The sequence below is a fragment of the Pseudomonas sp. P179 genome (genome assembly GCF_000478485.2).
Taxonomy (GTDB): Bacteria; Pseudomonadota; Gammaproteobacteria; order Pseudomonadales; family Pseudomonadaceae; genus Pseudomonas; species Pseudomonas aeruginosa.
Window position 1 is genome coordinate 353,662 of record NZ_KI517355.1, and the last position, 15,075, is coordinate 368,736.

The 15,075-nt window shown below is 65.7% G+C and carries 12 protein-coding genes and 1 pseudogene; 7 read left to right on the plus strand and 6 right to left on the minus strand.

Annotated elements, in window-relative coordinates; all coding sequences use genetic code 11:
* Positions 1–3: 3 nt before the first annotated feature.
* A complete protein-coding gene (locus HMPREF1224_RS41925) occupies positions 4–1,956 on the minus strand; it encodes a sigma-54-dependent Fis family transcriptional regulator (RefSeq protein ID WP_003144202.1) in 1,953 nt (650 codons plus the stop codon).
* Between the two features lie 196 nt (positions 1,957–2,152).
* On the opposite strand from HMPREF1224_RS41925, the gene HMPREF1224_RS41930 reads away from it, so the two are divergent.
* From HMPREF1224_RS41930 to HMPREF1224_RS41960, 7 genes and pseudogenes are all read left to right on the plus strand, one after another.
* Entirely contained in the window at positions 2,153–3,208 is a 1,056-nt protein-coding gene (locus tag HMPREF1224_RS41930) for a phosphotransferase family protein (RefSeq protein ID WP_010794171.1), read from the plus strand.
* Entirely contained in the window at positions 3,205–3,561 is a 357-nt protein-coding gene (locus HMPREF1224_RS41935; protein ID WP_010794172.1) for a DUF6285 domain-containing protein, read from the plus strand. The genes HMPREF1224_RS41930 and HMPREF1224_RS41935 overlap by 4 nt, the downstream gene beginning before the upstream one ends.
* A gap of 50 nt (positions 3,562–3,611) precedes the next feature.
* Complete coding sequence (locus tag HMPREF1224_RS41940; protein WP_010794173.1) at positions 3,612–4,784, plus strand: acyl-CoA dehydrogenase family protein; 1,173 nt, start codon at positions 3,612–3,614, stop codon at positions 4,782–4,784.
* Complete coding sequence (locus HMPREF1224_RS41945; RefSeq protein WP_010794174.1) at positions 4,784–5,551, plus strand: SDR family NAD(P)-dependent oxidoreductase; 768 nt, start codon at positions 4,784–4,786, stop codon at positions 5,549–5,551. The genes HMPREF1224_RS41940 and HMPREF1224_RS41945 overlap by 1 nt, the downstream gene beginning before the upstream one ends.
* An 86-nt stretch (positions 5,552–5,637) precedes the next feature.
* Positions 5,638–7,284 (plus strand): acyl-CoA synthetase, encoded by a 1,647-nt coding sequence (locus HMPREF1224_RS41950; RefSeq protein ID WP_073650786.1) that lies wholly within the window; start codon positions 5,638–5,640, stop codon positions 7,282–7,284.
* A gap of 56 nt (positions 7,285–7,340) precedes the next feature.
* Positions 7,341–7,664 (plus strand): DUF485 domain-containing protein, encoded by a 324-nt coding sequence (locus HMPREF1224_RS41955; RefSeq protein ID WP_003089157.1) that lies wholly within the window; start codon positions 7,341–7,343, stop codon positions 7,662–7,664.
* Positions 7,661–8,566 (plus strand): annotated as a pseudogene (locus HMPREF1224_RS41960) (cation/acetate symporter ActP); the annotation flags it as partial. The gene HMPREF1224_RS41955 and the pseudogene HMPREF1224_RS41960, both read left to right, overlap by 4 nt.
* Positions 8,567–8,712: 146 nt before the next feature.
* Here the strand turns inward: HMPREF1224_RS41960 and HMPREF1224_RS41965 are convergent.
* From HMPREF1224_RS41965 to HMPREF1224_RS41985, 5 genes are all read right to left on the minus strand, one after another.
* Positions 8,713–9,633: an NAD(P)-dependent oxidoreductase gene (locus tag HMPREF1224_RS41965; RefSeq protein ID WP_003122778.1), complete on the minus strand. Its 921-nt coding sequence runs from the start codon at positions 9,631–9,633 to the stop codon at positions 8,713–8,715.
* An 88-nt stretch (positions 9,634–9,721) separates the two neighbouring features.
* Positions 9,722–10,975: an aspartate aminotransferase family protein gene (locus tag HMPREF1224_RS41970; protein ID WP_003089166.1), complete on the minus strand. Its 1,254-nt coding sequence runs from the start codon at positions 10,973–10,975 to the stop codon at positions 9,722–9,724.
* A gap of 45 nt (positions 10,976–11,020) precedes the next feature.
* Complete coding sequence (locus tag HMPREF1224_RS41975; RefSeq protein ID WP_003144189.1) at positions 11,021–12,445, minus strand: gamma-aminobutyraldehyde dehydrogenase; 1,425 nt, start codon at positions 12,443–12,445, stop codon at positions 11,021–11,023.
* A 78-nt stretch (positions 12,446–12,523) separates the two neighbouring features.
* Positions 12,524–13,855, minus strand: a complete 1,332-nt coding sequence (locus HMPREF1224_RS41980; RefSeq protein WP_003122776.1) for an APC family permease — start codon at positions 13,853–13,855, stop codon at positions 12,524–12,526.
* A 12-nt stretch (positions 13,856–13,867) separates the two neighbouring features.
* On the minus strand, positions 13,868–15,025 hold the full coding sequence (locus HMPREF1224_RS41985; RefSeq protein ID WP_003158800.1) for an iron-containing alcohol dehydrogenase: 1,158 nt from the start codon (positions 15,023–15,025) through the stop codon (positions 13,868–13,870).
* Between the last annotated feature and the right edge of the window lie 50 nt (positions 15,026–15,075).

A 15,075-nucleotide genomic window follows, 5' to 3' on the forward strand; every position in this document is an offset into this window, starting at 1 on the left:
TGCTCAGCGTGCCGAGCGAAGCCGCCGCCACAGCGTGGTCCGGCTGATCCCGAGCCGACGCGCAGCCTCGTCAAGGCTGCCCTGGCAGCTGTCCAGCGTCTCCTGTATGTAGCGCAACTGCGCGGTTTTGCCGATGGCGTGCAAATCCTTTGTGCGCGATGGCTCTTTCCGGGACCTGGGCTGAGGCTGGCCTTCGAATAGCTCGGGCAGCACGCGAGCCAGGTAATGCTCATCCACGCCGTGCTCATGGAAGATTTCGCTGGCGGAGAGCATCGCCCGTTCGATGACATTCTCCAGTTCCCTGACGTTTCCGGGCCAGGAATGGCGGACGAGGTAGGGTAGCAGGAGCGTCGTTATGCCTGCGGCACCCGGTGGCTGGCCCTGGACCAGCAGGCGCTGGCTGATTCCCTGGCAAATCAGAGGAATGTCCTCGGGCCGCTCGCGCAGGGGAGTGGTCTGCAAGCGCAGGATATTCAGCCGGTAATACAGGTCGGTGCGAAACTCGCGATCCTTCATGGCGGCCCCCAGGTCCTTGTGGGTGGCGGCGACGATGCGCACGTCGATGGAGATCGGCTCGGTGCCGCCCAGGCGCAAGACCTCTCGCTCCTGCAATACACGAAGGAGGCGAGTCTGCAGCGACACAGGCATGTCGCCGATCTCGTCGAGGAACAGCGTGCCACGGTGCGCCGCCTCGAACAGGCCGGGCTTGCCGCCTTTGCGCGAACCGCTGAAGGCGCCTTCCTCGTAGCCGAACAGTTCGCTTTCCAGTAGCGACTCGGGAAACGCCGCGCAGTTGATGGCGACGAAAGGCCCGTGCCGGCGAGGGCTCTCGTTATGGATCCCTTGGGCGAGCAGTTCCTTGCCGGTGCCGCTTTCGCCAGTGATCAGGATGGTCGAATGGCTGGCGGCAAAGCGCTTGGCCAGCTGCAACATCTCACGGTTGGCCTTGCTCGCGCCGTTGAGTTGTTCGAGCCGGTAACGCGCGGTGAAGGCACCTGGACGGCGAGTGGAGCGGATGCGTTGATCCGCGCGCTGCACGGCGGTGATGTCCTGGCAGGTGAGCACCAGGCCGGTACGCTCGCCATTCTCCAGGATCGGCAGGAGATTGCTGACCACGGCGTGCGAGCCCAGCCGGATCACCCGGTTTTCCTCGCCACCGCCATCCTCTAGCGCCTGTTGCAGGTCAAGCTCCGGGCATAGCTGCTGTAACGGTCGACCCAGAGCCGAGCTGACCGGCAACTCCAGCAACTGGGCAAGGGCAGGGTTGAGCGATTGCACCACACCCTGGTTGTCGACCGCTGCCACACCGCTTGGAATGTGTTGCAGCACCGCGTCCAGATGCCGCCGCTTGGCGATCTCCAGGCGCTGGCTGTCGAGGACTCCCATGGCTTCCTCGAGCGCCTTGCGCGCAGTGTCTTCGCTCAGCGACAGCACGCCGTGCAGGCCTGCCTGTTCCGCCAGCTCCACCACCGTCGACGAACCGATGATGCTGCGGCAACCCAGCCGGGCTACCTCCAGGACAGCCTGGCGAGCCTCTTCCAGGGTGGTATAGGCGACCTGGTGAACCTGCACCGTGAACAGCGTTCGCATGGCTTGCAGGTCCCGGTCGATGCGGTTGTAGCTGAGCAGGGCGACATGGGAGGAGTGTTCGCGGGCTTGCTCCAGCGCACGCAACAGGTCTCCGCCGCCAACGCGCATCGTCAGAACCGGACGTGCCAGGTGTCTACGCAGGTAGGCGGCAGTGGCGCCAGCACAGACGAACACGTCGGCCTTGCCGCGCTGTTCGAGATCGCGGGCGGTTTGCAGGGCTTCGGATACCGAGGTGTCGAGCACCTCGATATGGACGTCCGGGTAGCCCGCCGCCAGGCCGGCCACCAGGCTGGCGAGGCGACTGCGCTGCCGAGGTCGTTGAAGGTGACTGACCAGCACGACGACCTGGGAAAGGGGAGGACGCATGTCGAGACCTGTTCAGGATTGAATTGTTTCGATACTGAATCAGTTCGTTGCAAAAGTGAAACCCGGATTGCTTCGTCGAGCGCCATGGAAAAGCCTGGCGCCAGAGAGCGCGCGGGTTACAGGCATATCCCGAAAATTGGCCCAGGCGTTGCTAAAGCTGTCTGACAACATGACTACAGGCAGGCCCTACAACCCCATGAGCACTCCTCCTACGACCGTACGGGACGGCGAGACATTCGTGGCCCCGGACGACCAGCCACTGGTCGAGTTCATCCGCGAGCACGCCGCAGCGAAGCGGGTGGTCATCCAGGCACGCCAGCGCCTGAGCGGCGGCGCCATCCAGGAAAACTGGCTGCTGGACCTGCTGATCGAAGGCGGCCCCTGGGCTGGCGCCCGGCGTTGGGTGCTGCGCAGCGACGCGCTTTCCGCGCTACCCGCCAGCCTTGACCGCGAACAGGAGTTCGCGGTGCTGCAAGTGGTTCATCAAGCCGGTGTGAAAGTACCGCGCCCGCTGTGGCTGTGCCGCGATATGCGCGTGCATGGGCGGGTGTTCTTCCTGATGGAGTACGTGCCGGGTGTCGCCGCCGGTCGCTTGCTCAGCGCTGGCGCCGGCACCCAGGGCCGGGCGCAGCTGGCGGCGCAGCTTGGCGCCAACCTGGCGCGCCTGCATCAGGTTCGCCCGCCGTGCGCCGCGCTGGATTTCCTGCCGATGCCAACCCGCTCACCGGCCTTGGCGACCATCGCCGCCTATCGCCACTACCTCGACACCCTCGCCGATGCCTATCCGGTGCTGGAGTGGGGCCTGCGCTGGTGCGAGCTGCACGCACCGCGCAACAGCATCCTGTGTCTGTTGCACCGTGACTACCGCACCGGCAACTACCTGGCCAGCGAACAGGGACTCGAAGCCGTACTCGACTGGGAGTTCACCGGCTGGGGCGACCCGTGCGAGGACCTCGGCTGGTTCACCGCCCGCTGCTGGCGCTTCACCCGCCCAGACCTCGAGGCCGGCGGTATCGGCCAACTGGAGGACTTCCTGGGGGGCTACCACGAGGTGTCTCCGCTGCGTATCGAGCGCAGCCAACTGCACTACTGGCAGGTCATGGCCACCCTGCGCTGGGCGGTGATCGCCCTGCAGCAAGGCCAGCGCCACCTGTCCGGCGAAGAGCCGTCCATTGAGCTGGCACTGACCGCACGACTGCTGCCGGAGCTTGAGCTCGACATCCTGCACATGACCGGAGCCGAAGCGCCATGACCCAGCCCGATGCCCATGAACTGCTCGACATCGCTCGCTCGACGCTTCTGGAGCAACTGCTGCCAGCGCTGCCCGGCGAGCTGCGTTACCCGGCCCTGATGATCGCCAATGCCATGGCCATCGCAGCCCGCGAAAGCCGCCTGGGGACGCTGGCCGAGGACCAGGAGCGGACACGTCTGGCCGCCTTGGTCGACGAGGCGCCCGCAGCCTTGCCCGACCTGCGCCGCCAACTGGCACGGGCCATTCGCCAGGGCAGCCATGACGCCCCGCAAACCCGTCGCACCCTGGTCGAGACATTGCGCCAGGTCACGCTCGCCCGCTTGGCGATCAGCAACCCCAAGGCCTTGCCCTGAACGGCATCAGCCATCTCATTCCCGACAGACAAGCACCCAGAAGGACAACCATGAACTTCACCCTCCCGGACGAACTGCTCGCCTTGCAGGCCAAGACCCGAGACTTCATCGCCGAACAGGTCATCCCGCTCGAGAACGACCCCCGCCAGGACAGCCACGGCCCCAGCGACGCCCTGCGCCAGGACCTGGTGGCCCGCGCCCGCGCGGCCGGCTTGCTGACGCCCCACGCCAGTCGCGAAATGGGTGGCCTGGCGCTGAGCCACGTGGCCAAGGCGATCGTCTTCGAAGAGGCCGGCTACTCGCCGCTGGGCCCGGTGGCGCTGAACATCCATGCCCCGGACGAAGGCAACATCCACCTGATGGACGTGGTCGCCACCGAGGCGCAGAAAGACCGCTGGTTGCGCCCGCTGGTCCAGGGCCATGCCCGTTCCTGCTTCGCCATGACCGAGCCTGCGCCAGGCTCCGGCTCGGACCCCTCGATGCTGCGCACCACCGCCACCCGCGATGGCGACGACTACCTGATCAATGGCCGCAAGTGGCTGATCACCGGCGCAGAAGGCGCCGACTTCGGCATCATCATGGCGCGCATGGAGGATGGTACGGCGACCATGTTCCTGACCGACATGAAACGCGACGGCATCATCCATGAGCGTCAGCTGGACTCGCTGGACAGCTGCTTCACCGGTGGCCACGGGCAGCTGCGTTTCGACAACCTGCGTATTCCGGCGAGCGATGTGCTCGGCGAGATCGGCAAGGGGTTCCGGTATGCCCAGGTGCGCCTGGCGCCGGCGCGGCTCACCCACTGCATGCGCTGGCTGGGCGCCGCGCGTCGCGCCCACGACATCGCCTGCGACTATGCGCGCACCCGCGACGCCTTCGGCAAGCCGCTGGGCGAGCACCAGGGTGTGGGCTTCATGCTGGCCGACAACATGATGGACCTGCACGTGGTGCGCCTGGCGGTGTGGCACTGTGCCTGGGTGCTCGACCAGGGCCGGCGGGCCAATGTCGACTCCAGCATGGCCAAGGTGATCAGCGCCGAGGCGTTGTGGCGGGTGGTCGATCGTTGCGTCCAGGTACTGGGCGGGCGCGGGGTGACCGGAGACACCGTGGTGGAGCGGATCTTCCGCGACATTCGCCCGTTCCGCATCTATGACGGCCCGAGCGAGGTGCACCGCATGAGCCTGGCGAAGAAACTGCTCGACCAGCGCCTGGAGGCCCGCTGATGCAGCCGAACCTGACCCGACTGTTCGCCCTCGACGGGCGCCGCGCCCTGGTGACCGGAGCCTCCAGCGGCCTGGGCCGCCACTTCGCCATGACCCTGGCCGCCGCAGGCGCCGAGGTGGTGGTGACTGCCAGGCGCCAGGCGCCGCTGCAGGCACTGGTGGAGGCCATCGAGGTGGCGGGAGGGCAGGCGCAGGCCTTTGCCCTCGATGTGACCTGCCGTGAGGATATCTGCCGGGTGCTCGATGCCGCCGGCCCGCTGGATGTGCTGGTCAACAATGCGGGGGTGAGCGACAGCCAGCCCTTGCTGGCCTGCGACGATCAAAGCTGGGACCGCGTGCTCGACACCAACCTCAAGGGCGCCTGGGCGGTGGCCCAGGAAAGCGCCAGGCGCATGGTCGCGGCGGGGAAGGGCGGCAGCCTGATCAATGTCACTTCGATCCTCGCCAGCCGTGTGGCCGGCGCCGTCGGCCCCTACCTGGCGGCCAAGGCCGGCCTGGCCCACCTGACCCGCGCCATGGCGCTGGAGTTGGCGCGCCATGGCATCCGGGTGAACGCCTTGGCGCCCGGCTACGTGATGACCGACCTGAACGAGGCCTTCCTGGCCAGCGAGGCCGGCGACAAGTTGCGCTCGCGTATCCCCAGCCGCCGCTTCAGCGTGCCGGCGGACCTGGACGGCGCCTTGCTGCTGCTCGCCAGCGATGCCGGGCGGGCCATGAGCGGCGCCGAGATCGTGGTCGATGGCGGCCACCTGTGCAGCAGCCTGTAACGCGCCCTGGCGCAATAACAACAAGAACAGGAGGTATGTATGTGCGTGCAAGACCCGAGCAATGTGTCGATGAGGTGGCTGCCATGATGGTTCCGACCCTCGAGCAGGAGCTTGCTCCCAACGAAGCCAACCATGTCCCGCTGTCGCCGCTGTCGTTCCTCAAGCGTGCCGCGCAGGTGTACCCGCAGCGCGATGCGGTGGTCTATGGCGCAAGGCGCTACAGCTACCGCCAGTTGCACGAGCGCAGTTGCGCCCTGGCCAGCGCCCTGGAGCGGGTCGGCGTACAAGCGGGCGAGCGGGTGGCGATACTGGCGCCGAATATCCCGGAAATGCTCGAGGCCCACTATGGCGTACCCGGTGCCGGGGCGGTGCTGGTATGCATCAACATCCGCCTGGAGGCACGCAGCATCGCCTTCATCCTGCGCCACTGTGCGGCCAGGGTGCTGATCTGCGACCGTGAGTTCGGTGCCGTGGCCCAGCAGGCGCTGGCCATGCTCGATGCGCCGCCCTTGCTGGTGGGCATCGACGATGATCAGGCCGAGCGCGCCGACCTCGCCCACGACCTGGACTATGAGGCGTTTCTGGCCCAGGGCGACCCGGGGCGGCCGCTGAGTGCGCCGCAGAACGAATGGCAGTCGATCGCCATCAACTACACCTCCGGCACCACGGGGGATCCCAAGGGCGTGGTCCTGCATCACCGCGGCGCCTACCTCAACGCCTGCGCCGGCGCGCTGATCTTCCAGTTGGGGCCGCGCAGCGTCTACCTGTGGACCTTGCCGATGTTCCACTGCAACGGCTGGAGCCATACCTGGGCGGTGACGCTGTCCGGTGGCACGCACGTGTGCCTGCGCAAGGTCCAGCCAGATGCGATCCACGCTGCGATTGCCGAGCATGCGGTGACCCACCTGAGCGCCGCGCCGGTGGTGATGTCGATGCTGATCCATGCCGAGCATGCCAGCGTCCCTGCCGTGCCGGTATCGGTGATCACCGGCGGCGCCGCGCCGCCCAGCGCGGTCATCGCCGCCATGGAAGCACGCGGCTTCAGCATCACCCACGCCTACGGCATGACCGAAAGCTACGGCCCCAGCACCCTGTGCCTGTGGCAGCCGGGGGTCGACGAATTGCCGCTGGAGGCCCGGGCCCAGTTCATGAGCCGCCAGGGCGTCGCCCACCCGATGCTCGAGGAGGCCACGGTGCTGGATACCGACACCGGCCGTCCGGTCCCGGCCGACGGCCGCACCCTTGGCGAACTGGTAGTGCGGGGCAACACCGTGATGAAAGGCTACCTGCACAACCCCGAGGCCACCCGTGCCGCGTTGGCCGACGGCTGGTTGCACACCGGCGACCTGGCCGTGCTGCACCCGGACGGCTACGTGGAAATCAAGGACCGGGCCAAGGACATCATCATTTCCGGCGGCGAGAACATCAGCTCGCTGGAGATCGAGGAAGTGCTCTACCAGCACCCCGAGGTGGTCGAGGCCGCGGTGGTGGCGCGCCCGGATTCGCGCTGGGGCGAGACACCCCACGCGTTCGTCGCCTTGCGGGCGGATGCCTTACCCAGAACCACGGGTGACGATCTGGTCCGCTGGTGCCGCGAGCGCCTGGCGCACTTCAAGGCACCGCGGCATGTGACGCTTACCGAACTGCCCAAGACCGCCACCGGCAAGATCCAGAAGTTCGTCCTGCGCGAGTGGGCCCGGCAGGAGGAGGAGGCCGGCGACGCCGGCCGCTGATGGCGCTGCCGCACCCGCATATTCCATAACAATAACTAGGTTGCCCGAGGTGTCCCATGTCCAGCCTGCTATACGCGCGTATCCGCGCCAGTGCCCGGTTCCAGCAACTGGTGGCGCGCCGAAACCGTTTCACCCTGAGCCTGCTCCTGCTGATCCTGGCCACGTTCCACGGCTACATCGCGCTGGTATCGTTCTGCCCCGAGCTGATTGCCAGGCGTCTGGCGCAGGGCTCGAACATGACCTTCGGCGTCGCGGCCGGCGTGTTCCTGTTCGTGTTCTTCTGTGCCTTGTCGGCGCTCTATGTGTACCGCGCCAACGGCGAATTCGATCGCCTGACCCAGGCTCTGGTCGCTGGGCTGGAAGAGGAGCAGGGCGCATGAAGAAGCTCCTTCCCCTGGCGTTGTCGCTGCACTCCGGCCTGCTGTTGGCCTCGCCCGCGTTGGACGCTGGCCAGCGCCAGCCGCTCAACCTGCATGCCATCGGCATGTTCATGGTGTTCGTGCTGTTCACCCTGTGCATCACCTGGTGGGCGGCGCGACGGACCCATTCGACGGCGGATTTCTATAGCGCCGGTGGCGGTATCCGGGGCTGGCAGAACGGCCTGGCGCTGGCCGGCGACTACATGTCCGCCTCCACGCTGCTGGGAATCACCGCGCTCATCTACAGCTCCGGGATGGATGGCTACATCTATCTCATCGCCTTCTTCGCGGGCTGGCCGGTACTGCTGCTATTGATGACCGAGCGGCTGCGCAACCTGGGCCGCTTCACCTTCGCCGACATCACCTCGTACCGTCTCGACCAGGGCAAGGTGCGCACCATGGCCGCCATCGGATCGCTGACCGTGGTGTGTTTCTACCTGGTGGCGCAGATGGTCGGGGCCGGGCAGTTGATCAGGCTGCTGTTCGGCCTGGACTACCAGATCGCCCTGGTGATCGTCGGTGCGCTGATGATGCTGTATGTGACCTTCGGCGGTATGGTGGCAACCACCTGGGTGCAGATCGTCAAGGCATTCCTGCTGCTGGTCGGCGGCTCGCTGGTGCTGTTCCTGGCGATGCGTGAATTCGACTTCAGCTATGACAGGCTGGTCAGCCAGGCGATGGATAGCCATGCCCTGGGCGAACGCCTGCTGGCCCCTGGTGGCTTGCTGGCCGACCCGTTGACCGCGCTATCGCTGAGCCTGGGGCTGGTGTTCGGCACCGCCGGGCTGCCGCACATCCTGATGCGTTTCTTCACCGTCGGCGATGCCCGGGAGGCGCGCAAGTCGGTGCTCTACGCCACCGGGTAGGCTTCGAAAACAGTGCACTCAGGAAGATGACCAGTACAAGGACAGCCAGTAGAAAACCGAATCGGCGCATATGATTCTCCAGCGATTTTTTATAGTTGTTGTCTTCGGGCGCTATCCACGAGGACCTTAGAAGCGCAGCGCAGTCACTGTCCCGCCGCGCTTGCGGTGTCGCATTCGCGGGCGAACAGGCGGGTGACGGCTACGATGTCCTGGTCGCCATAGCCCATGGCTGCCGCGCGTTGCACGGCCTGGCACAGCGCGTCGAAGACCGGCGTCCAGGCCCCTTGTGCGTGCAGGGCTCCGGCGATATGGGCGAAGGCCTGGGCATGCACATCGAGCCTCGCCTGATCGCCTGCGAAATCCTGCGCTTCCAGCCGACGGACCGCTTCCTCGAGTGCATCGGCGACGAAAAAGCGCGACGTGTCGAGCATGAGCCGAGCGGTCTTCGAAGGCGGCAGGCCGAAGTGGACACCAGCCCCCACGGCCTCGAAGAAAGCCACCATCGCGGCAAACGCATGCGCGTGGAGCACGGTGGCGAAGGCCAATGCTTCGTCCCAGGGGAGGAACGTCGTATGACCGGCAAGCCCCTCAAGCAGCGCCCGATGCCGTTCGAAGGCCTCAGGATCACCGGTATGAATGCTGTGGCTTTCGCGACGACCAACGTTGCGCGGGTAGGCCACGATCATCCCTTTGACGTAATGGCCGCCCGCGCGGTTGACGAGACTCTGAAGCGCCAGGCCCTCGTCCCGGGCGTTGGTCGTGTAATCGACGATCGTACGGTTGGCCAGCGCCTGCATCACACCTGGCATCCCGAGCACCTCGTGGGTCGCCTGGTTGTCCAGGAGCACGAAGATCGTGGCCGGGCTTGCAGCCAGCGCGGCTTCGGCGCTCTCGCACAGGTGAGCGCCAGCGGCGACGAGCGCCGCGGCCTTGCCGGGCGAGCGGTTCCAGATCGCCACGCGCCTGCCTTGCCTGAGCAACGCTTGGGCCATGATGGTTCCCATGGCTCCGAGCCCGATCACGGACACTTCGAACTCGAAGCTTTCATCATTGTGTTCACGCACGCTCGAGGTCTCCTGATTATTGTTCTGGCTGATGTCCAACAGGTCTCCGGCCTGCGCTTCAACACAGGCCGAAGGGTGACCCTGGCAGCTATTCTCCCAGCGCTGCCGCGACCGATTCGCCGAAGGCCCTGAGGCCGTCTTCGAGTTGGTCGGTCGGAGTGTTCAGCGGTGGCATCAGCTTGATGATTTCGCCATTCGGGCCGCAGCGGTCGACCAGCACGCCCGCTTGCAGCACGCGCTGCTGGGCGTCCTTGGCGACCTCGACGTTGCCGCGGCCGAAATCGATGCCGGCGATCATGCCGCGACAACGCGCGGACGCGACGCCTGGAATTTCCGCAAAGCCGGCAACTGCGCGCTCCATGGCCGCGCAGTTGTCGGCCAGCAATTTCAGGAACTGCTCATCGTGCCAATAGCTGAGCGCGATGCGGGCGGTCAGGAACGCCAACTGGTTGCCGCGGAAGGTGCCGATGTGATCGCCCGGTTGCCATACATCCAGCCCGGCACGAAGCAACACGATCGCCATCGGCAGGCCGAAGCCGCCGATCGATTTGGCGCAGGTGATCAGGTCCGGCACCACCCCGGAGCGCTCGAAGCCGAAGAAGTCGCCGGTGCGGCCGCAACCGGCCTGGATCTCGTCGCAGATAAGCAGCACGCCGTGGTCGGTGGTCCACTTGCGCAAGCGTTGCAGCCATTGGTTGGAAGCCGGGTAGACGCCGGCCTGGATCTGCACCGACTCGACGATCACCGCCGCCGGCAGCTCCGAGCCGCTGCCCTGGTCGTTGGCCAGGCGCTCGAGGAAGCCAATGCTGTCGAATTCGCCATAGGGGCTGTCTTCGTAGGGCACGAACACCACGTCGGTGGAAAGCCCGGGGCCACGGCGAGTGCGGTTGCCGGTGACGGCCAGGGCGCCGGCGGTCATGCCGTGGTAAGCCCCGTAGAACGATACGACCTTGGTACGCCCGGTCGCCTTGCGCGCCAGCTTCAACGCCGCCTCGACGGCGTCGGCACCGGTCGGGCCGGTGAACTGGACCTTGTAGTCCCAGCCGCGTGGCTTGAACAGGTCGCGCTCGATCGCTTCCAGGAACTGGCGCTTGGTGGTGGTGTGCAGGTCGAGGGCGTGGGTCACGCCGTTGGCCGACAGATACGCGATCAGCGCATCGCGCATGCGCGGGTCGTTGTGGCCATAGTTCAGGGCGCCGGCGCCGGCGAAGAAGTCCAGGTATTCGCGGCCATCTTCGCCGCGGATCCTGCTGCCTTGGGCGGTATCGAACACCAGGGGCAAGTCGCGGCAGTACATCCGCACGTTGGACTCGAGCCTTTCGAACGTCTCGATGTTGTTCATGCAAACCTCTTGAAAAATGATCTGGGTAGTCCGGGGTGTGGGCGGTCAGTGCTTGAACATCACGTGGCGCACCACGGTGTAGTCTTCCAGGCCGTACATCGACAGGTCCTTGCCGTAGCCGGACAGCTTGACCCCGCCGTGGGGCATTTCGCTGACCAGCATGAAGTGGGTGTTGACCCAGGTGCAGCCGTATTGCAGGCGGGCGGCCAGGCGATGAGCGCGCCCCACATCGGCGGTCCATACCGAAGACGCCAGGCCGTAGTCGGAGTCGTTCGCCCAAGCCAGCGCCTGGGCTTCATCCTCGAACGACGAGACGGTCACCACCGGGCCGAAGATCTCGCGGCGCACCACCTCATCCTCCTGCGTAGCGCCGGCCAGGACCGTCGGCTCGAAGAAGAAGCCGGCACCCTCGGCGCGCTTGCCGCCGGTGACCACTTCGATGTGCGGCAACTCCCTGGCCCGGTTCACGAACCCCTCGACACGCTCCAGATGCTCCTTGGTGATCAGCGGTCCCATCTCGGTCGCCGGATCGTCCGGCAGCCCGCACCGGATGCTGGATACGGCCTCGCCGAGCTTGCGAACGAACTCCTGGTAGACCCCTTTCTGCACATAGAGGCGGCACGCGGCGGTACAGTCCTGGCCGGCGTTGTAGAAGCCGAAGGCGCGGATGCCTTCGACGGCGGCGTCGATGTCGGCATCGTCGAAGATCAGTACAGGAGCCTTGCCCCCCAACTCCATGTGCATGCGTTTCACGCTCTCGGCCGTACCTTCGATGATCCGGCTGCCGGTGCGCACGGAGCCGGTCAGCGACACCATGCGCACCTGGGCATGGCTGGTCAGCGGCTCACCCACCGAGGCACCTCGACCGTGGACGATGTTGACCACGCCGGCGGGGAAGATCTCGGCAAGCAGCTCGCCCAGTTTCAAGGTACTCAGCGGCGTGTGCTCCGACGGTTTCAGCACCACGGTGTTGCCGCCGGCCAATGCCGGGCCGAGTTTCCACGCTGCCATCAACAACGGATAGTTCCACGGCGCGATGGAGGCGACCACGCCCACCGCGTCGCGGCGGATCATCGAGGTATGCCCCGCGACGTACTCTCCCGCCGCCGAGCCCTGCAGGCAGCGCACGGCGCCGGCGAAGAAACGGAACACGTCCGATACGGCGGGCAGTTCGTCCAGCAGCACGGCGTTGAAAGGCTTGCCGCAGTTGTCCGCCTCCAGGCGAGCGAACACGTGCGCCTGGGCATCGATGCGCTCGGCAAGCTTGAGCAGCAGGGTCGCGCGATCCTTGGGCGGCGTTTGCGACCAGGCGTCGAAGGCCGCATCCGCGCTCTGCACCGCGGCATGGACCTGGGCGCCGCGGGCCTCGGTAATTCGCACCAGGACGTTGCCCTGGGACGGGTTGTACACCGCGTGGCTCTCGCCTTCGCCGGCCACCAGGGCACCATTGATCAGAAGTTTGGTTTGCATATCGATTCTCGCCATTGAAGGGCAGGCTCGAAGCCGGCCTTGTGGTTGTTGTCAGAGCGTTCGATAGAAGGGTGGTCACTACGCCAGCGCGTCGGGCACCGGGTTGCGGAAGAAGCTGGTCCGGCAAGCGAGATAGACCGCCCCCAGGCCCAGCCAGCTACAGCCCATGATCAGCGCGTCTTTATCCAGGCTGACCAGCATCCACCCGGCCGTGACCAGGCCAACGAGCGGGCAGAGCACCCCGCGCAACAAGCCCGCCCCGTCTCCGAGGCGGGTATCGAAGGAGAGCCGCAACGCGCAAAGGTTGACTGCGCTGAAGGCGAGAAACGCGCCGAAATTGACCAGGGACGTCGCGGTGGCGATCGTCAGGGCAAAACCCGCGCAGCCGAAAATGCCGCAGAGCAGAATGTTGAAGGCCGGGGTCTTGTAGCGAGGATGCAGGACACCGAACAGCTTGCGCGGCAGTTGGTTGTCCCGCCCCAGGGCGTACAGCAGCCGGCCCACGCTGGCCTGGAACGACATGCCTGCGGCGAAGTGGGCGATGATGATCCCCGCCAGGACCACGGCGAAGAACAGGTCGCCGCCGATCATGCGGGCGATCTCGAAGGCGGCGCCGTCCACATGCTCGAAGGCGGGGGAGGGGTGCGCCAGGTACATGAAGTACGACGAGCCGACGTAGACCGAACCGCCGATCAATGCGACCAGCAGGATCGCGCGCGGCAGTGTCCGGCCCGGGTCGCGGGTCTCCTCGCTGAGCGTGGACAGCGCGTCGAAGCCCAGGAACGAGTACGCGGCAATGGCAGCGCCGGCCATGCTGGTGGCGAAGGACACGTCCGGGTTGAAGAACGGCTTGGCCGACAGCAGCCCGCCAGGGCCGTTGGCCGCGACGATGTAGTGCACGCACAGGCCGATGAACACGACGATGATGGCCAGTTGCGCGACCATCAACAGCACGTTGAAGCGGTTGGCGACCTGGATGCCCAGGATATTAAGCAGCGAGGTGGAGACGATGAAGCCGATGATCCACACCCATTGCGGCACCTCTGGAAAGGCCATGTTGAGGTAGCTGGCGCCGAGCAGCCAGATCAGCATCGGGATGAAGAAGTAATCGAGCAGGGCGGCCCAGCCCACCATGAAGCCGAGGTTCGCGCTCAGCATCTTGCGAGTATAGGTGTAGGCCGAACCGGCGACCGGGAACACCCTGACCAGCCGGCCATAGCTCAAGGCCGTGAACACCACGCCGATTGCCGCGATCAGGTAGGCCATCGCAGTGGTGTTGCCGCTGGCCTGCGTGATCACGCCATAGGTGCCGAACACGATCAACGGAGCGAGGAACGCCAGACCGAACAGCAGAACGGAAAACGGACCCAGCGTGCGCTTCAATGAAGCGCCGGCGATTGATTCGCTCATGACTGGCCTCCTTCACGCTACGTAGTGGTAAGCGGCGGCGACGATTTCACGGTAGGTTTCCACCGTCATTTGCTTGGCATTGCTGCCGTCGGAGAAATTCTTCTTCGACTTTTCGGCGATGCTCAGGAAGTCTTCCTCGCGCACGCCTTTCACCTCGGCGAAGCGGGGGATGCCCAGGTCCTTGCTCATCTGGAACAGGTAGCCAACGGCGGCCTCGGCGGCCTCGGCCGGCGAGAGGTTGGGGTCGATACCCAATGCGTAGGCGACCTGCGCGTGGCGGGTGATGTCGGCGTCGCGGTTATGGCCGAACACGAAGGGCAGGAAGATCGCGTTGCCCACGCCGTGTGGCGTGTCGTACATGCCACCGATGGCTTCGGAAATGCAGTGCACGCTGCCGACGTCCGCGTTACCGAAGGCCATGCCGGCGATCAGGCTGGCCACCAGCATTTGCTCGCGTGCATGCAGGTTGCCCGGCTCCAGTACGGCGGGCCTGAGGTATTGGCTGATCAGGCGGATGGCATGCAGCGCCAGCCCGTCGCTGATCGGATTCGACACACGGCAGGTGTAGGCTTCGATGGCGTGGGTGAGGGCATCCATGCCGGTTGCGGCGGCAATCGATGCAGGCAGCGTGTCGAGAATGCGGGAGTCGAGCAATGCCAGAACGGGGCCCACCCGGTAGTCCTGGACGCTCATCTTGAAATGCCGGGCGGTATCGGTGATCACCGAGAAACAGGTCACTTCGCTGCCGGTTCCGGCGGTGGTCGGGATGGCGACGATAGGCGGGATGGCGTGCCTGAGGGTGAAAGAGCCCTCGTAGTCTTCGATCCGACCCTCGTGGGTCAGCAGCAGGCTGATCGCCTTGGCCGCGTCCATCGCGCTGCCGCCGCCGATGGCCAGCAGGCCTTGGATACCTTTGCCGCGATACAGCTGCGCCGCCTGGTTGATGTCTTCGCTGCGAGGGTTTGCCTTGACGTCCGATATCTCGTCGAACGCGATCTCCCACTCATTCAGGCTGGCATACACGCCATTCAACAGGCCTGCGGCCTTTACCCCGGCGTCCGTCACGATCAGCACATGCGCCATGCCGAGTTCCCGCAGGTATTCGCCGGTGCGCTCACGCAGGTCGGGTCCCATCACGACTTTGGCGGGGAGTAAGAACTTGAATTCCATACGTACCTCTTGCTCGATTTTTGTCGTTGTTGAACGGCAGTGGAGGAATT